This window comes from Planococcus citreus, from assembly GCF_003664125.1.
Lineage (GTDB): Bacteria > Bacillota > Bacilli > Bacillales_A > Planococcaceae > Planococcus > Planococcus citreus.
Genome location: NZ_RCCP01000002.1, coordinates 386,470 through 411,183, shown reverse-complemented (window position 1 = coordinate 411,183; position 24,714 = coordinate 386,470). Strand labels below are relative to the sequence as shown.

The following is a 24,714-nucleotide window of genomic DNA, read 5'->3' as shown; positions in this document are numbered from 1 at the left end:
GCCTTGAAAGGCCCACTTCATGGCGGCGCCAACGAGCAAGTCATGAAGATGCTCACAGAAATCGGGTCGGTCGACAACGTCGAGCCGGTCATCAAGGAAAAACTGGCGAACAAAGAGAAAATCATGGGCTTCGGCCACCGCGTCTATCAACAAGGCGACCCACGCGCGAAGCACTTGCGTGAAATGTCGAAAAAGCTCACCGAGCTTCGCGGCGAATCGAAATGGTACGACATGTCCGTCAAGATCGAAGAATTGGTGACGAACGCAAAACCGCTTCCGCCAAACGTCGATTTCTATTCGGCTTCGGTCTACCACTCGTTGAACATCGAGCATGATTTGTTCACGCCGATCTTCGCGGTCTCCCGTGCGTCGGGCTGGCTCGCGCACATCTTGGAGCAATACTCGAACAACCGCCTGATCCGCCCGCGTGCAGAATACATCGGGCCTGGCATGCAGACTTACGTGCCGGTTGAAGAACGTTAAATCAGGCAATACAATAAAATTTGATGGGGCTGACACAATGTGCAGCCCTATGACTTTGAAATCAGGAGGAACTTACACATGACGAACGGTGAAAAAATCTCAGTAGAAAATGGCGTCTTGAACGTCCCTAACAATGCAGTCATCCCATTCATTATCGGTGACGGAACTGGACCGGATATCTGGAACGCAGCTTCACGCGTATTGGAAGAATCGGTAAACAAAGCTTATAACGGTGAAAAATCAATCGTCTGGAAAGAAGTTTTGGCTGGCCAAAAAGCTTTCGACGAAACAGGCGAATGGCTTCCACAAGAAACGCTTGACGTTATCCGCGAATACTTGATCGCGATCAAAGGGCCACTTACTACGCCAATCGGCGGCGGTATCCGTTCATTGAACGTGGCACTTCGCCAAGAGCTTGACCTTTACACTTGCTTGCGCCCTGTGCGTTATTTCGAAGGCGTACCTTCACCGGTTAAACGCCCTGAAGATACTGACATGGTCATCTTCCGTGAAAACACTGAAGATATCTACGCTGGTATCGAATACGCTAACGGCAGCGACGAAGTGAAAAAATTGATCTCATTCCTTACTGACGAAATGGGCGTCAAAAACATCCGCTTCCCTGAATCATCAGGTATCGGCATCAAACCGATTTCTGAAGAAGGAACAAAACGTTTGGTACGTGCTGCAATCAACTACGCGTTGACTGAAGGCCGCGATTCCGTAACGCTTGTACACAAAGGGAACATCATGAAGTTCACTGAAGGAGCTTTCAAAAACTGGGGCTATGAAGTGGCTGAGCAAGAGTTCGGCGACAAAGTCTTCACGTGGAACGAATACGATGCAATCAAAGACGAAAAAGGAACAGATGCTGCGAACAAAGCGCAAGAAGATGCTTTGGCTTCAGGCAAAATCCTTGTTAAAGATTCCATCGCTGATATCTTCCTACAGCAGATCCTTACACGCCCAAGCGAGTTCGACGTTGTTGCAACAATGAACTTGAACGGCGACTACATCTCTGATGCACTTGCTGCACAAGTCGGCGGCATCGGAATCGCGCCAGGCGCGAACATTAACTACGACACAGGACACGCTATCTTCGAAGCAACTCACGGTACTGCTCCGAAATACGCTGGCCTTGATAAAGTAAACCCGTCTTCTGTTATCCTTTCAGGCGTCTTGATGCTTGAGCACCTTGGATGGACTGAAGCTGCGAAATTGATTTCTGACTCTATGGAAAAAACCATTGCGTCTAAAGTCGTCACTTATGACTTCGCCCGTCTAATGGACGGCGCCACAGAAGTGAAAACATCTGCATTCGCTGATGAACTAATTAAAAACATGTAAAATGAAAGAGGAGGCTTCTGCCTCCTCTTTGTTGTATCATTCGACGGAAAGGGGAGTTTTACATGACATTCAAACGTAAAAAGATTTCAGTGATCGGATCTGGTTTCACTGGTGCCACGACAGCGTTCCTTCTGGCGCAGAAAGAGTTGGGGGATGTCGTCATCGTCGATATTCCGGCAATGGAAGATCCGGCCAAAGGCAAAGCGCTGGACATGGCAGAAGCAGCGCCGGTTTTGAATTTTGATGCCCATATTACGGGTACCTCGGATTACGCGGAGACGAAAGATTCCGATCTTGTCATCATCACTGCCGGGGTAGCTAGAAAACCTGGTATGAGCCGGGACGATTTGGTGCAGACCAACCAGAAGGTCATGAAATCCGTCACAAAAGAAATCGTCAATCACTCACCAAATGCCACAATCCTTGTACTGACCAATCCAGTGGATGCGATGACGTACACTGTCTTTAAAGAATCCGGTTTTCCGAAAGAGCGAGTCATCGGCCAGTCCGGCGTGCTTGATTCCGCACGGTTCCGCAGCTTTGTGGCTGAAGAGCTCAATCTGTCGGTTAAAGACATTACAGGGTTTGTACTGGGCGGGCACGGAGATGATATGGTGCCGCTCGTCCGTTACTCTTCAGCTGGCGGCGTACCGCTCGAAACCCTCATTCCAAAAGACCGCCTCGATCAAATCGTCGAGCGGACACGTAAAGGCGGCGCGGAAATCGTCAACCTTCTCGGCAATGGCTCCGCTTATTATGCACCTGCTGCTTCTTTGGTGGAAATGGCTGAAGCGATCCTTCTGGACCAAAAACGCGTGTTGCCATCCATTGCCTATTTGCAGGGTGAATACGGCATGGACGGCATCTACCTAGGCGTGCCGGCAGTTCTCGGTGCTTCGGGAATCGAGAAAATCATTGAAATCGAATTGAATGAAGAAGAAAAACAAGCACTAGATAAGTCAGCTGCCTCCGTGAAGGCAGTCATGGATGTATTGGCTTAATATACGGGCCGGGCAGGATATCCTGCCCGGCTCTTTCTTTATATAGAATAAAGGCGCTTTCAAGTGCTCATTCCCGCTGCGACAAAGCGAGCGAGCTTGCACTTGTACTCTAGAAATTGATACTATAAGGATATGAACGACTCAAGGGGAGGGAACGCCTGTGTTGCTCGGGAAAAAACGCAAATTAGGCAGAAAGATTGAAGACATTACAGTCGGCGAGAAGTTGAAGTTGACGGAAAAGGTTGAAGATAAGGACTTGCTCTTATATCTAGGCTTGACGAACGATGGGAATCCTTTGTATATCCAACATGACTTTGCTTCAACGACCAGTTTTGAAAAGCCCGTCGTTCCGAATATCATGTTGACGGGAATCGTCACATCAGCCGTATCCAAGTATATGCCAGGACCAGGCTCATATATTTGCGAACAGCATCTAATTTTCAAAAAGCCGGTCTACCATTACGCGACTATTGACTTCCTTTTGGAAGTGACGGATGTGGATGTAAGAGGGAATTTGGCGACCATCCGTGTAGAGGGTACAGATGAAGAAGGCGCCATTTGCATTGAGGGAAAAGTCGTGGCACAGCCGCCGAAAACGTCGAACAAACTGACGACCCAGGCAATGGAGAATTTCTAAAGCGGTTTGGGATGGGGGTTCCAAATTGAGTGTGGAGGATGCAAAATGCCGAAGAAACTTTTAATCATTGAAGACGAACATTCGATTGCAACGCTATTGTCGTATAATTTGGTGCAAGCAGGGTATGAAACGATCATTGCGAATGACGGAAAACAAGGGTACGATCTTGCCTTGAGCGAAAAGCCGGATTTGATCGTGCTCGACTTGATGTTGCCCTCAATGGATGGCGTAGAAGTGTGCAAATCATTGCGCCAGCAGAAAGTGAACACCCCGATCATCATGCTGACAGCAAAAGGCGATGAATTCGATAAAGTGCTGGGCCTGGAGTTGGGGGCGGATGATTATATGACGAAACCGTTCAGCCCACGTGAAGTGGTTGCCCGCATCAAAGCGGTATTGCGCCGCGCAGAGACAAGCCCTGTCATCCAACAGGACGGATCTGTCCCGTATGTGTTCGGCAAATTGCAAATCTTTCCGGATCGGTTTGAAGTATTTTTGGATGACAAGCAATTGGAATTCACCCCGAAAGAGTTCGAATTGCTTGTCTACCTGGCGGAAAACAAGAATAGGGTGCTGACACGCGATCAATTATTGAGCGCCGTGTGGAAATACGATTTTGCCGGCGATACACGGATTGTCGATGTACATGTCAGTCATTTGCGTGAGAAGATCGAAGCCAATACGCGCAAGCCGACTTTTATCAAGACCATCCGGGGCTTGGGCTATAAATTCGAGGAGCCGAAAAGTTCATGACTTTCCGGCGCCGCTTGCTGATCTCCTTATTGCTATGGATCGGTACGCTGCTCGTCGGGCTCTATTTGATTGTGCTCCAATTTCTTCCTTTGTATGAGGAAGCGGCAAATCAATCCGCCGTGTGGCTGGCGCTTGGGCTAATTTTCCTCATCGGGCTCGGGGCGTCTGCAGTCATCGGAAACCGCATTATCCGACTGCAAGTGGAGCCGGTGGAAAATGCCACGGCGACCGCAGTGGAGCTCGTGAAAGGGAATTACCGTGCACGCGCTTATGAATCCGACGCCCAGGGCAGCTTGGAGCTGAACAAGACGATCAATGTGCTTGCACGCAATTTGCAGGAAGTCGCCACAGTCCGCTTGATGGAGCAAGAGAGGCTAAAAACCCTGATCGAGAATATGGGCAGTGCACTGGTCATGATTGACCGGCAAGGGACAATTTCCTTGGTCAACCGGGCTTTTCTCGAAGAAACCGGTTTGAGCAGTGAAGCGGTTCTTGGCAGTTTGTATCGTGAAATCAATATTGCGCCTGAGTTGAAATCGTTTATCGAAACCGTGTTCATGACTGAGACCCGTGCGCGCGACCAAATCGAGTTTGCTGAAGGACTCAAAATGAAGAACCTGGACGTCTACGGGGCACCGGTCATTGGTGAACACGAACGCTGGCTCGGTGTGGTGATCGTTTTCCACGATATTACCGAGTTGAAAAAATTGGAGCAAGTGCGCAAAGATTTCGTGGCGAATGTTTCCCATGAACTGCGCACGCCCGTCACCTCGATCAAAGGTTTTTCCGAGACCTTATTGGATGGGGCTTATCAGGATACCGATACGTTATTGTCATTTTTGGAAATTATCCAGACGGAAAGCAACCGCTTGGAAATGCTTATCAATGATTTACTCAATTTGTCGAATATGGAGCGTTCCGCTTTCCACATCGAGTTGGAGCCGACAGACATGAAAGCCGTCATTGAACGGGCTGTTGAGACGGTGCACCCGAAACTGGCTGAAAAGAATATTGGCCTTGAGCTGAATCTGGAACCGGTCATCGTAAATGGCGACGGGAACCGGCTTATCCAAGTGATCGTCAATTTATTGATCAATGCTGCCACTTATTCACAAGAAAACACCAGAGTGTCGCTGAAGCTTTATGCTGAAGGGGACCAGGCCATCGTGAAAGTGGAGGATCAAGGCATCGGCATCGAAGCATCCGAAATCGGCCGCTTGTTCGAACGTTTTTACCGGGTTGACCGGGCCCGAAGCCGAAATTCAGGTGGCACAGGACTTGGGCTTTCAATTGTTAAACACATCATTGAAGCGCATCATGGCAATGTCGAAGTGGAAAGCGAAGTCGGGGTAGGAACGACTTTTACCGTCTATTTGCCGCTTGCAGAAGAAATTTAGGAGGAACATATGGAAACCAAACACCCATTTTTGCCGATCATTGTCGGCACCGATATGAATGCTTATAATATGGCAATTTCATTTCATGAAGCTTACGGCATCAAGCCGATTTTGATCGGCAAGGAGCCGTTGTCCTTTACGGAGATGAGCTCTATCACTGAAACCATCGAATTTGATAAAAAATTATCTGAACCGGAACATTTCGCGGATATTTTAATCGGCATGGCCGACAAGTACAGGGCTCCCGGAAAAACTTTGCTGCTGGTCGGCACGAACGATTTATACGTGCGCTTGATCATCGAAAATGCCAAAGTGCTGCGCGAGCATTATGTTTTCAACTATCCGAATGAAGCATTAATGAACCAGTTGCAGATGAAAGCGAACTTCTACGAACTGTGCAAAGAGCACGGTATCGATACACCGACGACTTATTTTTACGACTGCAGCCAGGATGTGCCGTTCGACGATAGCGATATGATGTATCCGGTCGTCGTTAAGCCGAGCAATGGCATCGAATACAGCCGGAATAAATTCGAAGGCCAGGAAAAAGTCTATAAAGTGGACAGCCCGAAAGAGTTGTTCGAAGTCGTCCAGAAAATCAAGGCAAGCGGCTACCGTGATGAATTGATCATTCAGGATTTCATTCCAGGCGATGATACATATATGTGGGATTCCGTCATTTACGCCAATTCGAAAGGCCAGACGCAATTGGTGACGTTCGCGCAAGTGGTCTTGCAGGAGCACACCGTGACAGCCATCGGCAATTACACAGCCCTCATCACGCGCTTCGACAAGGAAATGATGCAAAAGCTCCAGCATTTCCTCGAAGCGGTCGGCTATACAGGTTTCGCCAATTTCGATTTGAAATACGATTCGCGCGACAAGAAGTTCAAAGTCTTCGAAGTGAATATCCGACAAGGGCGTTCCAGCTATTACGTGACGGCGCTAGGCCACAATATGGCAGAGTATTTGGTCGATGATTTAATCTACAAAACTGAAAAGCCGATTACGTATTTGAATGAAGATTTCCTGTTCACGGTGGTCCCGAAAGTGGTATTGCGCAACTTCGTCCAAAACCAGGCAGTCCAAAAAGACATCAAGCGCCTGATCAAGGAAAAGAAATGGGGCAATCCGCTGTTCTATAAAAAAGATACCCATATGAAACGCAAACTGTATCTTTTTGCGCGCCAAGTGAATTATTATAAAAAATACAAAAACAATCAATGGTAAGTTTACACAGGCTTAACACCAGCTTCACAATTGGGTGCTATTCTTTAATAGAACCCCCTTCAACCGCATGACTTGAAAAAGAGCCCCTCCCCGGGCTCTTTTTCTATTTTCTTGAAACTATTTCACAATCATTCCGTATACATAGTTATAAAGATAAAAGGGGGAAACACCATGACTACAAAACGAGTGCTGACGATTATCGGCTTATCGATTGCGGGCATACTTTTATTGGTCGCTGTCTTTACTTCCTGGTATACGGTTGATGAATCGGAACAGGCAGTCATTATTACATTTGGCGAAGCAGGTGAGCCAGTTACGGAGTCAGGGCTTCATTTCAAGATGCCTTGGCCGGTCCAAAAAGCGGAAGTGATGTCTAAAGAAACGTATAGCCTTCAATTTGGCTATGACCAAAACGAGGATGGCGAAGTTACTTCCTACGACAAAGAAACCAAAATGATCACAGGAGACGAGAACATCGTTTTGACCGATCTTGTCGTCCAGTGGAAAATTACCGACCCGAAAAAATTTCTCTTCAATGCGGAAGACCCGCGAGAGATGCTGCACGATGCCACTTCAGCATCCATCCGTTCGATCATCGGAAGCTCCTTGATCGATGACGCCTTGACTTCCGGGAAAGCGGAAATCGAAGCGGAGACACGCGACTTGCTATCATCACTAATCGAAGAATACGATATCGGCATTTCCGTCTTGGCGGTCAAGCTTCAGGATGTGGAGCTGCCGAACGAAGAAGTTCGCGCAGCGTTCACGAACGTGACGGATGCCCGTGAGACGATGAACACGAAAATCAACGAGGCGAATAAATACGAAAACCAGAAACGCAACGAAGCTCTAGGCGAGAAATCCGCCATTAATTCACGGGCGGAAGCTCAGAAAGTCGAACGAGTTGAGCAAGCGACAGGGGATGTAGCGGTATTCGATAAACTGTATGCTGAATACGAAGGCAATCCCGAAGTGACGAGGCAGCGTTTGATCATGGAAACCTTGGAGTCGGTGCTACCGGATGCCAAATTGTATATCATGAATGACGATGAAGGAACAATGAAATATTTGCCGCTCGGTGAAATGCAGACTGTGGTACCGCCGGCAGCGGAAGAAGAAACTGATGAAGGGGGCGGCAACTGATGGATCCAAAACAGCCATTCGGCAACTCCAATACAACGGACATCTTCGGCAATAAAAATCGGGCCAAAAAACCGAGAGAACCGAGAGAGCCGATCAATTACCGGAAATACTGGAAACCGATTCTCATCTCGACCATCGTCTTTTTCGCGCTGTTGATCGTCTTGACCAACACCTATATCGTAAAAGAAAACGAATATCGCGTTGTCCGGCAGTTCGGGGAAGTTGTTAAAGTCCAGGAAGACCCGGGCATCAAGATGAAAATCCCGTTCATCCAAAGCATCACGACGATTCCGAAATACCAGATGACTTATGATGTGTCGGAAGCGGAAATCAATACAAAAGACAAAAAACGCATCTTGATCGATAATTACGCAGTATGGCGAGTGACTGACCCACTGAGCATGATTTCGAATGCCGGTACGATCATCAATGCTGAATCGCGCATGGAAGAGTTCATTTATTCTGTCGTGCGTACCGAGCTAGGCCAGTTAAATTATGATGAAATCATCAACGATGAAAATTCATCGCGCGGCAGCTTGAATGATACGGTGACAGAGCGAGTCAATGAATTGCTCAACACCGACCAGTACGGCATCGAAGTTGTCGATGTCCGCATGAAACGCACCGACTTGCCGGCAGAAAACGAACAAGCCGTCTTTACGCGGATGATCTCGGAGCGGGATTCAACTGCACAGGATTATTTGTCGCAAGGCGATGCACGCAAGCGTGAAATCGAAGCGCAAGCCGACCGCGAAGCACAGGAAGTCATTGCGACCGCTAAAAAAGAAGCGGCCTTGATCCAAGCTGACGGGGAAGCGGAAGCCGCCCAGATCTACAACGAATCGTTCTCGAAAGACCCTGAATTTTATGAGTTATACCGTTCACTCGAATCGTATTCGAAAACGGTCGGTGAAGATACGGTCATCATCATGCCGTCGGATTCACCTTATGCAAGACTGTTATCCGGAAATCTTGAATAGTGACTGGAGCCGTCATTTCTCTTCTATTTGCCTGCGTGGTAAAATAAAGGGAATGACGGCTTTTTTTATGGAAAGGGGTAATTTTGTGTCAAAGAAAATCTTATTGCTTGATGGCAACAGCCTGGCATACCGCGCATTTTTCGCGCTGCCATTATTGACGAACGACAACGGAGTGCACACGAATGCAGTCTACGGCTTCACGACGATGCTGCAAAAGCTATTGGAGGAAGAAAAGCCGACGCATATGATGGTGGCATTCGACGCCGGGAAAACCACTTTCCGCAACGAAGCCTATAAAGAATACAAAGGCGGCCGGCAAAAGACTCCGCCGGAACTGTCCGAACAGTTCCCGTATTTGCGTAAGCTGCTTTCAGCATACAAGATCAAACAATACGAACTCGATAATTACGAAGCGGATGATATCATCGGCACGTTGAGCCTTCAAGCCGAACAGGCGGGCGACCAGGTCGTCGTCGTTTCGGGAGACAAGGATTTGACGCAGCTCGCCTCAAACTCGACGGTCGTCTATATCACCCGCAAAGGCATCACCGATATCGAGAAATACACAGTGGACCATATCCAAGAAAAATACGGCCTGACGCCGCTGCAGATTATCGATATGAAAGGCTTAATGGGCGATTCCTCCGATAACATTCCGGGCGTTCCAGGCGTCGGGGAAAAGACGGCCTTGAAGCTGCTCGCCAAACACGGGTCGGTTGAAGGTGTCTATGAAGCGATAGAGGAACAAAAAGGCAAAATGAAAGAAAAGCTCGTGGAAAATGAAGAGCTTGCCTATTTGTCCAAAAAACTAGCGACAATCGAACGCCAAGCGCCCGTAGAAGTGTCGATCGATGAACTTGATTATGCAGGGCCTGACCAGGATGAATTGGTGCGCATCTGGAACGAGCTCGCATTTAAATCATTGCTGGAGAAGCTGGATTATACGGCTGAGGAAACTGAAAAGGAAGACTTGAATTTTGAAGTGCTCGAAACGGTCGATGCGAGCCTGTTAGAGGACGGCATGTCGGTGCATCTGGAATTATACGACGAGCATTACCATAGCTGTGATTTGCTTGGTGTTTCATTGGCGTCCGAAAAAGCGACATATGTCATCCCGATGGAAGTAGTGGTGGAGTCGGATGCGCTGAAAGCTTGGCTCGAAGATGCATCCGTTAAGAAGTATATGTCCGATTCCAAAGCGGCGACAGCAGCATTCCTAAGAAAAGGCATCAAAATCGACGGTGTCGACTTTGATCTAATGCTCGGGGCCTATATTGTCAATCCATCGCTGAAGTATACGGATTTAGCCGATATCGTCCGTGAATACGGGTATTCGGATGTGTCGACCAACGAACAGGTCTACGGCAAGGGAGCAAAGAAAAAAGTTCCGGAAGCTGACGATTTAAATGAGCATATGGCAAGAAAAGCGAGAGCCATTTTCAACGTACGCCCAGTAGTGGTCAAAAAGCTTGAGGAGAATGAGCAATTCGATTTATACGATAAATTGGAGCTGCCGCTTGCAAAAGTGCTCGGCCAAATGGAATCGCTCGGCGTCAAAGTGGACCGCGAGCAATTGGCAGATATGGGCGTGGAGTTGAAGCGCAAGCTCGGCATGATCGAACAGGAAATCTATTCGCTTGCCGGACAGGAATTCAATATCAATTCGCCGAAGCAACTTGGGGTTATATTATTCGAACAGCTCGGTTTGCCAGCTATCAAGAAAACCAAAACCGGCTACTCGACGGCTGCGGATGTATTGGAGAAATTGGAAGGCAAACACGAAATCATCCACCATATCTTGATGTACCGCCAGCTCGGTAAATTGCTGTCGACGTATATTGAAGGATTATTGAAAGAGATTCACGAGGACGGCAAGGTCCATACGCGTTTCCAACAAGCCTTGACGACAACGGGCAGGCTCAGTTCCACGAACCCGAACTTGCAGAACATCCCGGTACGCTTGGAAGAAGGGCGCAAAATCCGCAAAGCGTTCGTCCCGTCACAACCTGGCTGGATCATGGTCGCAGCGGATTATTCACAGATCGAATTGCGCGTACTTGCCCATATGTCGAAAGACGAAAGCTTGATCGAAGCGTTCCAATCGGATCTGGATATCCACACGAAAACAGCCAGTGACGTGTTCAATGTATCGCTCGAAGAAGTGACTTCAGATATGCGCCGTGCGGCCAAAGCGGTCAATTTCGGCATCGTTTACGGCATCAGTGACTACGGCTTGTCGCAAAACTTGAACATTACCCGCAAAGAAGCAGCTGACTTTATCGAGCGGTATTTGGCAAGTTTCCCTGGAGTGCAGGGCTATATGACCTCAATTGTCGAACAGGCGAAAAAAGATGGCTTTGTCACAACCTTAATGAACCGCCGCCGCTATTTGCCGGACATTAACAGCTCGAATTTCAATTTGCGCAGTTTTGCGGAACGTACCGCGATGAATACGCCAATTCAGGGAAGCGCGGCCGATGTCATCAAGCAGGCGATGATCGAAATGGATATCGCGCTTGAACGCGAAGGGTTGCAGTCGAAGATGATCTTGCAAGTGCATGATGAATTGATCTTTGAAGCGCCTGCCGAAGAACTCGAAAAACTCATGGAACTGGTTCCGGAAGTGATGGAGTCCGCCGTGAAACTTAATGTGCCACTGAAAGTAGATATCGCGTCAGGTGATACTTGGTACGATACAAAATAAGGAGGAATGTGTGATGCCGGAACTTCCGGAAGTAGAAGGGGTGGTCCGGCAAATCCGCCCCGTGTCGATCGGCAAACGCATCGTCTCGGTCGATGTGTCCGATACGATCCGAAAATCAAAACAATCGGGTAAAGAAGCGATCTTGAAGCGCATCGAAGCGGATGACTTTCAAGAGCGCCTGACTGGTGCCCAAATTCTCGCTGTCGAACGGCGCAGCAAATATATTTACATGACCATGAAAAGCGAGCAGGAATTCTTGCTCGTCAACCATCTGGGCATGTCGGGTGCATGGTTTTTCGTCGATAGCCTGCTGGCGATCCCGGAAGACAAGTTCAGGCGCCACGTCCATGTTGTGCTGACGCTCGATGACGGCAACTTGTTGGCGTTCTCGGATATCCGCCGTTTTGGGGAAATGCGGGTATTGGAGACAGAAGGGGATTTTCCGCCGCTTCTGTTAATGGCGCCGGAACCTTTCGCTGACGAAGCCCTGGAATGGTTTTTGCAGCAATCGGAAAGCCCGAAATTCCGCAACAAACCGATCAAGGAAGTCATCATGGACGGCACGGTCATCTCTGGATGCGGCAATATATACGCCACAGAAGCGCTGTTCCGCATGAAAATCCACCCAAAACGCGCCGCAAGCCGTATCAGCCGCAAACGCAAAATTGAATTGTTCCAGACCATTGCCGCCATTTTGCTCGAGAGCATCGAAGCAGGGGGCAGCACGATTTCCGATTACCGCAATATCAACGGGGAATCAGGCAGCATGCAGAATCGTTTTGGCATGTATGGCAAGAAGACGTGCACGGTTTGTGGAACGGAAACTAAAACAGTGAAAATCGCGAGCCGGGCGTCTGTTTACTGCCCGTCTTGCCAGAAATGAGGAAACTACATGATCATCGGATTGACCGGCAGCATCGCGAGCGGCAAAAGTACCGTCTCGCAAATGCTCAAGGAATTGGGATATCCGGTCGTTGACGCAGATCTGGTTGCCAGACAAGTTGTCGAGCCCGGAACGGACACATTGAACAGCATCGAGCAAGCTTTCGGCGCGGAAGTGATACGCGCTGATGGGTCGATGGACCGCGAGAAAGTTGGGGCAATCATCTTCAACGACCCGGCGAGCAGAAAAAAATTGAATGATATCATCCACCCGGCAATACGCCGGGAAATGCTTAGGCAGCGCCAAGCATTTTTGGATGAAGGATATGAAACCGTTATCATGGATATTCCGCTGTTATTCGAAAGCAAACTCCAACACATGGTCGACAAGATCCTGGTCGTCAGCGTGTCGGAGCAGGAACAATTAAAACGGCTCATGGAGCGCAACGGATTGGCCGAACAGGAAGCCAAAGCGCGTATTGCGTCACAGTTGCCGATCAGCGTCAAAGAACAAGGAGCCGACGAAGTGCTCGATAACAACGGTTCTCTTGATCACACCAAGGGCCAATTAATGCGCATATTAGCCAACTGGCAGACACGCCCGTAAAAAAGTATGCGCTTTCTTTCGTTTTCAGGTTCTCTAAACTGAATAATGTGTTATACTATATATCGAATTGAAAATATGAGTATGACTTATTTAATTGGGGGACAAATACATGACAGTTTCGATTGCAATTAACGGGTTTGGCCGCATCGGCCGTATGGTTTTCAGACAAGCAGTTTTGATGGATGACGTGACGATTTCGGCGGTCAACGCCGGTTATCCGGCAGAAACACTTGCTCACTTGATTAAGTATGACACAAATCACGGTACCTTCTCCGGTGAAGTGAAAGCGGAAGAAAATGCGTTGGTTGTAAACGGAAAGCGTATTCAATTGGTTAACGAGCGCGACCCATTGGAACTCCCGTGGGGGGAAATGGGCGTCGATATCGTCATCGAAGCGACAGGCAAGTTTAACTCGCGCGATAAAGCTGCTCTTCATTTGGAGGCAGGAGCAAAGAAAGTCATCTTGACTGCTCCTGGCAAAAACGAAGACATCACGATTGTGATGGGCGTCAATGATGATAAATTGGATGTCGAAAAACACCACATCATCTCAAATGCCAGCTGCACGACGAATTGCTTGGCGCCTGTCGCTAAAGTGCTGAATGATGCATTCGGCATCGAAAACGGATTGATGACGACTGTCCATGCGTACACTAATGACCAAAAGAATTTGGACAACCCGCATAAGGATCTTCGCCGCGCACGCGCTTGTGGACAGTCAATTATCCCGACTTCGACAGGGGCTGCAAAAGCTTTGTCCTTGGTTCTACCTGAACTGGAAGGGAAAGTGCACGGTTTGGCACTTCGCGTCCCGACGCCGAATGTGTCACTTGTCGATCTTGTCGTCGATGTCCAACAGGATGTGACGGTAGAAGACGTCAACCGTGCATTCACGGAAGCGTCGGAAGGGGCACTAGCGGGCATCCTCGATTTGACAATGGAGCCGCTTGTGTCGATCGATTTCAATACGAACCCGAGCTCTGCAATCGTTGACGGTTTGACTACCATTGTCATGGACGACCGCAAAGTGAAAGTGCTCGCTTGGTACGATAACGAATGGGGCTACTCGGCCCGTGTTGTCGACTTGATGAAAAAGGTAGCCAATTCTATGGCTGTCGCTTCAAAATAATGCAAAAAGATTCCGCTTTTCTTCTTATTGAAAAGCGGAATCTTTTTTGTCGTTATATTAAAAAAAATGCCCACTGGAGCATTTATTTATTGCATTTCGAAAACATTCATCATATACTATGAATCGTAGCCAAAAACGGCTGCCACTTCTCAATTCTATTTATTATGTAGAGCAAGGAATTAGGAGCGTATATTATTATTCTTATGACTGCTTAAAGGGTTAGGACCTCTCTGGACTAACTTTCCCCCGTGGTAGTCAACTTTGAATATTTTGCGCAAAACCAAAATGTTATCAAAGGGGGAAACGAACCATGGAAACTATGGGACGTCACGTAATCGCAGAACTTTGGCAGTGTGATTTTGACAAATTAAACGATATGGACTATATCGAAAAGACTTTTGTTGATGCAGCACTCAAATCAGGTGCGGAAATCCGCGAAGTCGCTTTTCATAAATTTGCACCACAGGGTGTCAGCGGCGTAGTCATCATTTCGGAATCACACCTGACTATCCACAGCTTCCCGGAACATGGGTACGCGAGTGTCGATGTGTACACTTGTGGAGATCTTGATCCAACAATTGCAGCTGATTACATCGCGCAAGCTTTGGATTCAAAGCAGAGCGAAGTAACTGAAGTGCCACGCGGCATGGGACCAGTCGGCGCCGGAGCGACAAAAGTGTCACTGACGGTGTAATTGACCGCTAATAACGCAAAACACAAGCAGAGGAGAAAATCCTCTGCTTTTTCTAATGTTTGGGGAATTTTTTTGTTATACTGTTACTACCAGATAGAGAATTTTCGGGGAGATGTCTACCATGAAATGTCCAGCTTGCCAGCATAACGGCACCCGCGTAGTAGATTCGCGGCCAATAGATGAAATGAAATCAATCCGCAGGCGTCGTGAATGTGAAGCATGCGGCTATCGCTTCACCACCTTCGAGAAAGTGGAAGAGATGCCGCTGATCGTCGTGAAAAAAGATGGCTCCCGTGAAGAATTCAGCCGCGAGAAAGTGTTGCGCGGCTTGATCCGCGCGTGTGAAAAACGCCCAGTCTCGCTCGACATGCTTGAAGGGGTCGTTTTCGATATCGAAAAAGAACTTCGCCGGAGCGGCAATCCTGAAGTGAAATCGGAAGAAGTCGGAGAACTGGTCATGAACCGTTTGGCGGATATCGATGAAGTGGCCTATGTCCGCTTCGCTTCCGTCTATCGCCAGTTCAAAGACATTACGGTCTTCATCGATGAACTCAAGGATCTGCTTGATCGCAATCCCGGTGACAAGGACAGCAAATAAGGCGGTGACCACATGACGATGTACAAAGAACTTCAGCCCGCCGACTTGTACCGGATCCGCATGCCGTATCCATTTTCCAATTACGACCGCCAATTGCTGACGCTCCTCTATCAGCCGATGATCGGGTCTGACGCCATCTCCCTTTACTTGACGCTTTGGGCCGACGGTGAAATGCGGTCTGAGGATTCGACGCATTATACACTGATGAACACGCTCGGAAAACCCGTCAAGGCGATTTTTGAATCCCGCATCCAACTCGAAGCGATTGGCTTATTGAAAACTTTCCGGAAAGACGGGGAAAACCGTTCCTTCATCTATGAACTGTGCCCGCCGCTCGACCCGAAAACCTTTTTTGCCGACCCGCTATTGTCGATGTTCCTGTTCAGTAAAATCGGGGAATCGTCTTATCGGCGCGTCCGCGATCGTTTCGTCATCCAGACGCCGCTCGCAACGGGATACACAGAAGTTTCCAGGACTTTTACGGATATCTTCCAGCCGGTGCATGCGAAGTCGGGGTACCCTGCAGACGAAAAAGAGCTTGAATCCCGGACAGACGGGGAATATGAGATGGAACAGGACTTTGATTTTGCGCTATTACGCCAAGGACTGTCCGAACAGCTTGTGCCGAAGCGCGTGCTGACGCCGGCTATCCGCCATTTTATCGTAAAGCTTTCATTTCTCTACGGTTTCGGCCCGCTTGAGATGCAAAAGGTCGTATTGCTGGCGATTGAAGATGATTACCGGATTGATGAGGAAGGGCTGCGAAAAGCTGCTTCCGATTATTATAAAATGACCGTCACGACAACTGCGCCGAAACTCGAGCCTGTCAAAAAGGCAGAACCGAAAACGCAACAACCTGATGCACAACAAGGACCTGTAAACAAAGAAGACGAGTTGATCGCATATTTGGAATCAGCGTCGCCGCTTCAAGTGCTGCGTGACATTGCAGACGGCAAAGAACCACTGCCGGCCGATGTGCAATTGGCGAACCAGTTGGTGACGCAGCATGGCATGGAGCCGGCTGTCGTCAATGTGTTGCTTCAATATGTCCTATTGCGCACGGATATGAAACTGACAAAAGCGTATGTAGAGAAAATTGCCTCACATTGGCTGAGAAAAAATGTCACGACAGCCAAGCAGGCGATGGAATTTGCACGCATCGAACATACACAGTATATGAAATGGAAAAATGAATCAGGTGCCGCCCCTAAAAAAGCGGCATCTTCGGGCCGCAAGCCGATCCGAGAAGAAAAGCTGCCTGAATGGTTCAATAAGAAAGACGAAGTGGAAACGCCTGGACAAGGAGCTTCTAGCGAACAGCTCGAACAGGAAAAACAGAAATTGCTTGCGAAGCTTGCGTTGAAGAAAAGAAAGGGTGATTAGATGGAACCGATTCGTGAAACGATGAAGCGAGTGGTCAATGCGCCCTCATTTTCCGAGCGCTATGATGCGATGAAGAAAGAAGTGCTGGAACATCCCGGCGTCCTCAAATTCCTGAAAGAACACGAAGAGGAAATTGACGGCCCGACAGTGGAAAAAGGCATGGGCAAGCTATACGAATATATCGACCAATCGCATGACTGCAATAAATGTCCAAACCTCGGCGGCTGCATCAATCATCTAAAAGGATTCGAACCGAATCTCGTATTGGAGCGCGGCAATATCGGCATCTCGTATACGAAATGCCGTTTGAAGACCGCTGAAGACAATAAACGCCATGCTTCTTCCTTGATCCACAGCATGTATATGCCAAAAGAAGTGATGGCGGCGAGAATCGAAAACTTCGAGCTCGATGACCGTAGGCTGCCAGCTTTCCGCGCAGTCGATGATTTTCTGGAGAAAGCGACAGGCCCGGATTCGCTTCCGGAAAAAGGCTTGTATTTATACGGCAAGTTCGGGACTGGCAAATCCTATTTGCTAAGCGCGGTCGCGAATGAACTCGCGGAGATCAATGTGAAAACGGTTCTTGTGTTCGTGCCGGAATTCATGCGCGAAATGAAACAAGCGATTGGTGACCATACGCTGCAGGAAAAAATAGAATACGTCAAAAAAGCCGATGTGCTCATGCTCGATGATATCGGAGCTGAAGCGATGTCGAGCTGGACGCGCGACGAAGTACTAGGTACGATCCTTCATTACCGGATGGCAGAGAAATTGCCGACTTTCATGAGTTCGAACTTTAGCTATTCTGAACTCGCGCACCATTTGACCTATTCGCAGCGCGGCGAAAAAGAAGACTTGAAAGCAGCGCGCATCATGGAGCGCATACAGGCATTGACCGTTCCCGTGAAACTTGAAGGCGAAAACCGCCGCAACAAGTAAGAGAAACTATTGCCTTTTGATTTTTTTCATCGTATAGTAAGAATCATCAATAATGATTTACATGCAACGACAAGGACATGAGCGATCACGCATGGCACACAGAGAGGGAAGACACGGCTGAAAGCTTCCCGGCACAGCGTTTTTGTTTACCCCCTTCGAGCAGCGCCTGCGAACTCCAGTAGCAGGCGACGGTACCGGCCCGTTAGCCGATGCAGAGCTTCATTCCGTGCGCAAAAAATGTGCGGAAGAGAAGAAGGGTGGAACCACGAACAGAGCTTCGTCCCTTTTGGGATGGGGCTTTTTGTGTGGAAAAAAAGAAAAGCGGAATCGCCTGTTCAGCTCCGACAGGCTTAAGGCACACTGGCGAAGCGGCGCTTTCTGCCGCACAGCCAGGGTGACTTAAGACCCCGAGGAGCTAGGCGCTGAAGCTAGACATCAAGAAAAGCGAAGGCAGCCAAAAGCGGAAGCTAACCTAAGTGCGCGACGTCCTGTCGCAACGGTTAGCTGACCCACATCCTGCGACCCTCCGACAGGCTTAAGGCGCACTGGCGAAGCGGCGCTTTTTGCCGCAAAAGCAAATTGGCTTGTGACCTCGAGGGTCTGGCTGCCGGAGCTAAACACCAAGAAAAGCGGAAGCTGCCGTTCTGGCTCGACAGGCATAAGCCGGGTTCCCGAAGCGGTGCTTTTTGCCGCACAGGGAAACTGGCTTACGACCCGAGAGGCAGGCAGCTGAAGCTAGACACCAAAAACCCTGAAGAGCTGAACCAGATCCTGTGGTTCGCGATTCACCCGATATCATTCAAAGGAGAGATTCATATGGCAGACATGATTCAATTAACATTCCCGGACGGCGCAGTAAAAGAGTTCGCCAAAGGAACATCTACAGAGGAAATCGCTCAGTCCATCAGCCCGGGCCTTCGCAAAAAAGCGGTGGCAGGCAAGCTTTCCGGCAACTTGGTCGATTTGAAAGCACCTCTTGAAGCGGATGGCGAGATCGCGATCATCACGCCGGAATCCGAAGAAGCATTGGAAGTACTACGCCACAGCTCAGCGCATTTGATGGCTCAAGCAGTCAAGCGCCTGTATCCGGATGCCAAGCTTGGGGTGGGGCCGGTCATCGAAAACGGCTTCTACTATGATATCGATACAGAGTCGGCGATTACAGCTGAAGATCTGCCGGTCATCGAAAAAGAAATGAAGAAAATCATCAATGAAAACTTGGACATCGTCCGCGTGGAAGTATCGAGAAACGAAGCGCAGCAACGCTTTGAAGCGATCAACGATCCATACAAGCTGGAGCTTCTAGAAGCGATCCCAGAAGATGAGCAAGTGTCGATCTACGAACAAGGCGAATTTTTCGATTTGTGCCGCGGCATCCACGTGCCATCAACTGGAAAATTGAAAGAATTTAAATTATTGAGCGTCGCTGGAGCTTACTGGCGTGGCGATAGCGACAATAAAATGCTTCAGCGTATCTACGGAACTGCCTTCTTCAAAAAAGAAGAATTGAAAGCGCATCTCGAAATGCTCGAAGAAGCGAAAGAGCGCGACCACCGCAAAATCGGTAAAGAGCTCAATTTGTTCATGAATTCCCAAAAAGTCGGCCAAGGCCTGCCGATGTGGCTGCCGAAGGGTGCAACAATCCGCCGCATCATCGAACGCTATATCGTCGACAAAGAAGAGCGCATGGGCTATGACCACGTCTACACTCCGGTTATGGGCAGTGTCGAATTGTATAAAACAAGCGGCCACTGGGATCACTACCAGGAAAACATGTTCCCGGTCATGCAAATGGACAACGAAGATTTGGTGCTGCGCCCGATGAACTGCCCGCATCACATGATGATCTACAAGCAAGGCATTCATTCCTATCGCCAATTGCCGATCCGCATCGCAGAACTTGGCTTGATGCACCGCTATGAAATGTCAGGTGCCTTGTCCGGCCTGCAGCGCGTGCGCGGCATGACATTGAACGATGCCCACCTATTCGTGCGTCCGGATCAAATCAAAGAAGAATTCAAACGCGTCGTCAATCTCGTCATTGAAGTGTACAAAGACTTCGATTTAAAAGATTATTCGTTCCGCGTATCTTACCGCGACCCGGCTGATAAAGAAAAATACTATGACGATGACGCCATGTGGGACCGTGCGCAATCGATGCTGAAAGAAGCGATGGATGAACTGGGCCTCGATTATTTTGAAGCAGAAGGTGAAGCAGCGTTCTACGGGCCAAAACTCGACGTTCAAGTGAAAACAGCACTTGGCAAAGAAGAAACTTTGTCGACTGTCCAGCTTGATTTCTTGTTGCCGGAAAAATTCGATTTGACGTATATCGGCGAAGACGGCAAACAGCACCGTCCGGTCGTCATTCACCGCGGCGTCGTTTCGACAATGGAGCGTTTTGTTGCCTTCCTAATCGAAGAATACAAAGGTGCATTCCCGACTTGGCTCGCGCCGGTGCAAGTGGAAATCATTCCGGTATCGCTCGATGTGCACAGTGAATACGCAAAAGAGCTTCAGGAGAAAATGCAGCAGCATAAATTGCGCGTCGACATCGATGAGCGTGACGAAAAACTGGGCTATAAAATCCGCGAAGCACAAATGCAGAAAGTTCCATACATGCTCGTTATCGGCGATAAGGAGCTCGAAAGCGGCTCGGTCAACGTACGCAAATACGGCGAGCAGAACTCGGAGAGCATGCCGTTCGAAGACTTCCTTAAACTCGTCCAATCCGAACTTCGCTAAAGTGCTTGACAGTAAAAGCGCTGCGTGATATTCTTATTTAGGTTATTGAATACTTATATGTGCAAGCAGGAGCGCCCGCTTCTCACCTGATCGACCGATTGTTGGCAGGTAGACACGATTGACTTTTACATGCATCTAGCATGTGTCATATTATGGCGGGCGAACTCCTCGGGGTTCGCCCGCTTTTTGTTTGCGCCTGTGAACCGGATCGTCCGGTTTACACATTTAAGCTATTCGCGACACTACCCGGAGGTGGATCATTATTAGCAGAGACAACAATGTAAACGAAGGCATTCGTGCACGTGAATTACGGGTTATTGACCAAAATGGTGAACAGCTCGGAATCAAATCACGCAACGAGGCGCTCGAGATTGCAGCTCGTGTCAACTTGGATCTAGTACTAGTGGCTCCTCAAGCTAAGCCGCCGGTCGCACGGATCATGGACCACGGCAAGTTCAAATTTGAACAGCAAAAGAAAGAGCGCGAAATTCGTAAAAACCAAAAGATCATCAACGTCAAAGAGGTTCGTTTGAGCCCTGGCATCGATGACCACGATTTTAACACGAAGCTCCGCAATGCCATCAAGTTCCTTGAAAAAGGCGACAAAGTGAAAGCTTCAATCCGTTTCAAAGGCCGTGCGATCACGCACAAAGAAATCGGACAACGCGTCCTTGAGCGCTTCGCAGAAGAGTGCAAGGAAGTCGCGACGGTTGAACAGCGCCCGAAAATGGAAGGCCGCAGCATGTTCTTGATGCTGAACCCGGTCAACGAGAAGGAATAATAGCATAATTGTTTAGGAGGAACCCGAAATGCCGAAAATGAAAAGCCACAGTGGAGCGTCTAAACGCTTCAAGAAAACTGGAACTGGTAAAGTAAAACGCAACCGTTCCCACACAAGCCACTTGTTCGCAAACAAGTCAACTAAGCAAAAACGTAAGCTCCGTAAGGGCTCATTGGTTTCTGCAGGCGACTTGAAACGCATCAAATCATTGATCTACAACATGAAGTAAGAACGAAAAGCGGAAACGGCCGCTCAGCTCCGGCCGACTTAAGATGTACTTCCGAAGCGGCGCTTTATGCCGCACAGGAAGGGCAGCTTAAGGCCGAGGAGTTGGCCGTTGAAGTCTAGACAACACCCACAACTACAAAAATCGAATTTTTCATATTCAAGCAGGAGGTAATTCAATATGCCACGCGTAAAAGGCGGAACAGTGACGCGCAAGCGTCGTAAAAGAGTATTAAAATTAGCTAAAGGTTATTACGGTTCGAAACACTTACTATTTAAAGTAGCGAACCAACAAGTCATGAAGTCAGGTAACTATGCTTACCGTGACCGTCGCAACAAAAAACGTGATTTCCGCAAATTGTGGATCACTCGCATCAACGCAGCAGCTCGTTTGAACGACATTTCTTACAGCCGCTTGATGCACGGATTGAAACTTGCTGGCATCGACATCAACCGTAAAATGCTAGCTGAAATCGCTGTATCTGATGCAGCTGCTTTCACAGCTTTGGTTGACCAAGCGAAAAAAGCATCTAACAACTAATTCACACTAGGCCTAGTGCCTGGTTCGATAGAAAGGAGGCCGGCTAATTGCCGGCCTTTTTTTGTTGAAGCCGATCGGGAGGGAAGAGAATGATCATTTTGGCAGCTTATTTAGCCGCCATGTCGAGTTTTGCTTTTATCATGATGTGGGCAGACAAAAGGCAGGCGCAAGCACGTGGGCCGCGCATCCCGGAAAAACGCCTGTGGCTAGTCGCAGTAATCGGCGGGGGCATCGGGGCATATCTGGGAATGATGCTGTTCAGGCATAAAACAAAGCATACGAATTTCCGCATCGGATTCTTTGCCTTGGCATTGGTACAGGCAGGCTTGCTCTTATGGCTCGCAATGGCATAAGAAAAGAGGAAGAAGCTCAGGCTTCTTCCTCTTTTTTCATCAATTGTTCGATTGGGCTTTTCCAGGAAATGTCCGCATCCGGATAATTCATGCGGATCTCCTTCTCCAGGAAATGAAAATCCTCTTTCGAGAAGCCGATCAATTTGTCAGGCGTTTCGGTCCAGATGAAAATGGAGACGACATCAAATGCCTCTTTTGTGGTCCCTAAATATTTCTCGCCTTCAAACAGAACACCGCGCATGGCGATAAAAAAATTCTTGCGGACGTTCCCCACATCGTCATGGAAATAATAAGTGCCGGATTCAAGCGCGGCATCGAGCTTGCGCTTTGGGTCAAAAATGAATTTGAGGAGACGGTAAAACAAGTAAATGATCAAGGCGATGATGATCAAGCGAATCAAAAATGCCATCGGATTGCCCCCCCTTACTAGGATAGTCTTGTGTATAATACGTAACAGAAGCTTGGAAGTTTCACTAATTTGGTCGAAAAGGAGAAAGTCTATGAACCTTCAGGAATTATTTCACATGCAGCGGGAGCTTGACCGCTATATCCAATCGAACAGAAACGTCGAGGAATCGGTGTTCCGCAAGAAAGTGCTAGCACTTCAAGTAGAATTATCGGAACTTGCCAACGAAACGAGATGTTTCAAGTTCTGGAGCACAAAGGGGCCGTCAGATAAAAATACCTTGTTGGAGGAGTATGTGGACTGCATTCATTTCATCCTGTCGCTTGGCATTGAAAAGGGCTTTGATTCACTGGAAAAATGGCCAGCCCCGACCAGTGAACAAGACCTGACGGAACTGTTCCTCTCTGCCCATCAAGGCGTCGGCCGGTTTGCAGAACAAGCAACGCACGAAGAGTATTTGAGCTTATGGCAGACCTTCGGGGCACTAGCAAAAGCACTCGGTTTCAGCTATGAAGAAGTGCTGACAGCTTATATAGAAAAGAATGAAACCAATTACAAGCGCCAGCAGCAAGGGTATTGAATGAATCTTTTGATAACGTAACCGCTTTCCTATATACTGAAAAAGCAATGACTATTTAGGAGGTCGAAATAATGTCGAAATTAGATGAAACACAACAAATGCTGAAAGAACTTACAGATGCGAATGGCATTCCCGGCAACGAACGCCAATCCCGCGAGGTTATGAAGAAATACATAGAGCCGTTTGCCGATACGATCGAGACGGATAATCTCGGGAGCTTGATCGCTAAAAAAGAAGGGCTTGCAGATGGGCCGAAAATCATGGTCGCCGGACATTTAGATGAAGTCGGCTTCATGATTTCACAGATTGACGACAAAGGATTCCTGAAATTCCAAACGGTCGGTGGCTGGTGGAACCAGGTCATGCTTGCTCAGCGCGTGACGATTACAACGCGCAGCGGAAAAGAAATCACAGGGGTTATCGGATCCAAACCGCCGCATATCCTGTCTCCGGAAGCACGCAAAAAACCGGTGGAAATCAAGGATATGTTTATCGACATCGGCGCATCTTCACGTGAAGAAGCAAAAGAATGGGGCGTAACGCCAGGCGATATGGTCACTCCTTATTTCGAGTTCACTGTCATGAACAACGATAAGCTATTGATGGCGAAAGCTTGGGACAACCGCATTGGCTGCGCAATTGCCATTGATGTTTTGAAAGGCTTGAAAGGCGTCGACCACCCGAACATCGTGTATGGCGTCGGAACGGTCCAGGAAGAGGTCGGCTTGCGCGGCGCGAAAACGGCGACTTCATTCATCCAGCCAGACATCGGTTTTGCAGTGGATGTCGGGATCGCAGGTGACACGCCAGGCGTCACATCAAAAGAATCCAACAGCAAAATGGGCGACGGCCCGCAAATCCTGTTGTTCGACGCCTCGATGGTGTCTCACCGCGGCTTGCGTGAGTTGGTAGTCGATACAGCGGAAGAATCAGGAATCCCGTTCCAGTTCGAAACGATTGCAGGCGGCGGAACAGATGCCGGCTCGATCCATTTAACGGCAAACGGCGTACCGGCCTTGTCGATCGGTGTAGCGACGCGCTACATCCATTCACACGCAGGCATCTTGCACCGCGACGATTACGAAAATGCTGTAAAATTGATCATTGAAGTAATCAAGAAGCTCGACCGCGACACAGTAACGAAAATTACATTCGATTGAATAATGAAACCCCTCC

25 protein-coding genes are annotated in these 24,714 nt (G+C 48.6%); 24 read left to right on the top strand and 1 reads right to left on the bottom strand.

Annotation, left to right across the window (positions count from 1 at the left end):
- The 22 genes from DFR62_RS10260 to DFR62_RS10155 all read left to right on the top strand — a co-directional run.
- The coding region (locus DFR62_RS10260) for a citrate/2-methylcitrate synthase (protein ID WP_279633935.1) at window positions 1-483 on the top strand (483 nt) is incomplete at its 5' end.
- A 78-nt stretch (window positions 484-561) separates the two neighbouring features.
- Window positions 562-1,830: an NADP-dependent isocitrate dehydrogenase gene (gene icd / locus DFR62_RS10255; protein WP_121300264.1), complete on the top strand. Its 1,269-nt coding sequence runs from the start codon at window positions 562-564 to the stop codon at window positions 1,828-1,830.
- Between the two features lie 62 nt (window positions 1,831-1,892).
- Window positions 1,893-2,831 (top strand): malate dehydrogenase, encoded by a 939-nt coding sequence (gene mdh, locus DFR62_RS10250; protein WP_121300262.1) that lies wholly within the window; start codon window positions 1,893-1,895, stop codon window positions 2,829-2,831.
- Window positions 2,832-2,991: 160 nt separating this feature from the next.
- Window positions 2,992-3,468 carry a MaoC/PaaZ C-terminal domain-containing protein gene (locus DFR62_RS10245; RefSeq protein ID WP_121300260.1) on the top strand — a complete coding sequence of 159 codons (477 nt, stop codon included), beginning with the start codon at window positions 2,992-2,994 and terminating at the stop codon, window positions 3,466-3,468.
- Window positions 3,469-3,513: 45 nt separating this feature from the next.
- Window positions 3,514-4,221 carry a response regulator transcription factor gene (locus DFR62_RS10240; protein WP_121300258.1) on the top strand — a complete coding sequence of 236 codons (708 nt, stop codon included), beginning with the start codon at window positions 3,514-3,516 and terminating at the stop codon, window positions 4,219-4,221.
- Window positions 4,218-5,618 (top strand): two-component system histidine kinase PnpS, encoded by a 1,401-nt coding sequence (pnpS, locus tag DFR62_RS10235; RefSeq protein ID WP_121300256.1) that lies wholly within the window; start codon window positions 4,218-4,220, stop codon window positions 5,616-5,618. The genes DFR62_RS10240 and pnpS overlap by 4 nt, the downstream gene beginning before the upstream one ends.
- Window positions 5,619-5,627: 9 nt before the next feature.
- Window positions 5,628-6,848, top strand: a complete 1,221-nt coding sequence (locus DFR62_RS10230; RefSeq protein ID WP_121300254.1) for a carboxylate--amine ligase — start codon at window positions 5,628-5,630, stop codon at window positions 6,846-6,848.
- 171 nt (window positions 6,849-7,019) lie between these two features.
- Window positions 7,020-7,991 (top strand): FtsH protease activity modulator HflK, encoded by a 972-nt coding sequence (hflK, locus tag DFR62_RS10225; RefSeq protein WP_121300252.1) that lies wholly within the window; start codon window positions 7,020-7,022, stop codon window positions 7,989-7,991.
- Entirely contained in the window at window positions 7,991-8,971 is a 981-nt protein-coding gene (gene hflC / locus DFR62_RS10220; protein WP_121300250.1) for a protease modulator HflC, read from the top strand. Before hflK ends, hflC begins: the two co-directional genes overlap by 1 nt.
- Window positions 8,972-9,038: 67 nt before the next feature.
- Window positions 9,039-11,675 carry a DNA polymerase I gene (gene polA, locus DFR62_RS10215; RefSeq protein WP_175578518.1) on the top strand — a complete coding sequence of 879 codons (2,637 nt, stop codon included), beginning with the start codon at window positions 9,039-9,041 and terminating at the stop codon, window positions 11,673-11,675.
- Window positions 11,676-11,688: 13 nt separating this feature from the next.
- Window positions 11,689-12,558 carry a bifunctional DNA-formamidopyrimidine glycosylase/DNA-(apurinic or apyrimidinic site) lyase gene (mutM, locus tag DFR62_RS10210; protein ID WP_121300246.1) on the top strand — a complete coding sequence of 290 codons (870 nt, stop codon included), beginning with the start codon at window positions 11,689-11,691 and terminating at the stop codon, window positions 12,556-12,558.
- Window positions 12,559-12,567: 9 nt separating this feature from the next.
- Window positions 12,568-13,164: a dephospho-CoA kinase gene (coaE, locus tag DFR62_RS10205; protein ID WP_121300244.1), complete on the top strand. Its 597-nt coding sequence runs from the start codon at window positions 12,568-12,570 to the stop codon at window positions 13,162-13,164.
- Window positions 13,165-13,273: 109 nt separating this feature from the next.
- Window positions 13,274-14,293 carry a glyceraldehyde-3-phosphate dehydrogenase gene (locus DFR62_RS10200; protein WP_121300242.1) on the top strand — a complete coding sequence of 340 codons (1,020 nt, stop codon included), beginning with the start codon at window positions 13,274-13,276 and terminating at the stop codon, window positions 14,291-14,293.
- 310 nt (window positions 14,294-14,603) lie between these two features.
- Window positions 14,604-14,987: an adenosylmethionine decarboxylase gene (gene speD, locus DFR62_RS10195; protein WP_068868886.1), complete on the top strand. Its 384-nt coding sequence runs from the start codon at window positions 14,604-14,606 to the stop codon at window positions 14,985-14,987.
- 121 nt (window positions 14,988-15,108) lie between these two features.
- Entirely contained in the window at window positions 15,109-15,585 is a 477-nt protein-coding gene (gene nrdR / locus DFR62_RS10190; RefSeq protein ID WP_101190108.1) for a transcriptional regulator NrdR, read from the top strand.
- Window positions 15,586-15,597: 12 nt separating this feature from the next.
- The gene (locus DFR62_RS10185) at window positions 15,598-16,968 is read left to right on the top strand and encodes a replication initiation and membrane attachment family protein (protein ID WP_121300240.1); all 1,371 of its coding nucleotides are present in this window, start codon (window positions 15,598-15,600) and stop codon (window positions 16,966-16,968) included.
- Window positions 16,969-17,907, top strand: a complete 939-nt coding sequence (dnaI, locus tag DFR62_RS10180; protein ID WP_101805172.1) for a primosomal protein DnaI — start codon at window positions 16,969-16,971, stop codon at window positions 17,905-17,907.
- 816 nt (window positions 17,908-18,723) lie between these two features.
- On the top strand, window positions 18,724-20,652 hold the full coding sequence (gene thrS / locus DFR62_RS10175; RefSeq protein ID WP_058381066.1) for a threonine--tRNA ligase: 1,929 nt from the start codon (window positions 18,724-18,726) through the stop codon (window positions 20,650-20,652).
- A gap of 262 nt (window positions 20,653-20,914) precedes the next feature.
- Window positions 20,915-21,433 (top strand): translation initiation factor IF-3, encoded by a 519-nt coding sequence (gene infC, locus DFR62_RS10170; RefSeq protein WP_083509123.1) that lies wholly within the window; start codon window positions 20,915-20,917, stop codon window positions 21,431-21,433.
- Between the two features lie 28 nt (window positions 21,434-21,461).
- Window positions 21,462-21,662 carry a 50S ribosomal protein L35 gene (gene rpmI / locus DFR62_RS10165; protein WP_058381064.1) on the top strand — a complete coding sequence of 67 codons (201 nt, stop codon included), beginning with the start codon at window positions 21,462-21,464 and terminating at the stop codon, window positions 21,660-21,662.
- Between the two features lie 177 nt (window positions 21,663-21,839).
- On the top strand, window positions 21,840-22,199 hold the full coding sequence (gene rplT, locus DFR62_RS10160; protein WP_058381063.1) for a 50S ribosomal protein L20: 360 nt from the start codon (window positions 21,840-21,842) through the stop codon (window positions 22,197-22,199).
- Window positions 22,200-22,288: 89 nt separating this feature from the next.
- Window positions 22,289-22,552 carry a DUF1294 domain-containing protein gene (locus DFR62_RS10155; RefSeq protein ID WP_121300238.1) on the top strand — a complete coding sequence of 88 codons (264 nt, stop codon included), beginning with the start codon at window positions 22,289-22,291 and terminating at the stop codon, window positions 22,550-22,552.
- Window positions 22,553-22,568: 16 nt separating this feature from the next.
- On the opposite strand, the gene DFR62_RS10150 is transcribed toward DFR62_RS10155, so the two are convergent.
- A complete protein-coding gene (locus DFR62_RS10150) occupies window positions 22,569-22,961 on the bottom strand; it encodes a hypothetical protein (protein WP_058381061.1) in 393 nt (130 codons plus the stop codon).
- A gap of 91 nt (window positions 22,962-23,052) precedes the next feature.
- On the opposite strand from DFR62_RS10150, the gene DFR62_RS10145 reads away from it, so the two are divergent.
- Entirely contained in the window at window positions 23,053-23,538 is a 486-nt protein-coding gene (locus tag DFR62_RS10145) for a dUTP diphosphatase (protein ID WP_121300236.1), read from the top strand.
- 71 nt (window positions 23,539-23,609) lie between these two features.
- Entirely contained in the window at window positions 23,610-24,698 is a 1,089-nt protein-coding gene (locus DFR62_RS10140; RefSeq protein ID WP_121300234.1) for a M42 family metallopeptidase, read from the top strand.
- Window positions 24,699-24,714: the final 16 nt, after the last annotated feature.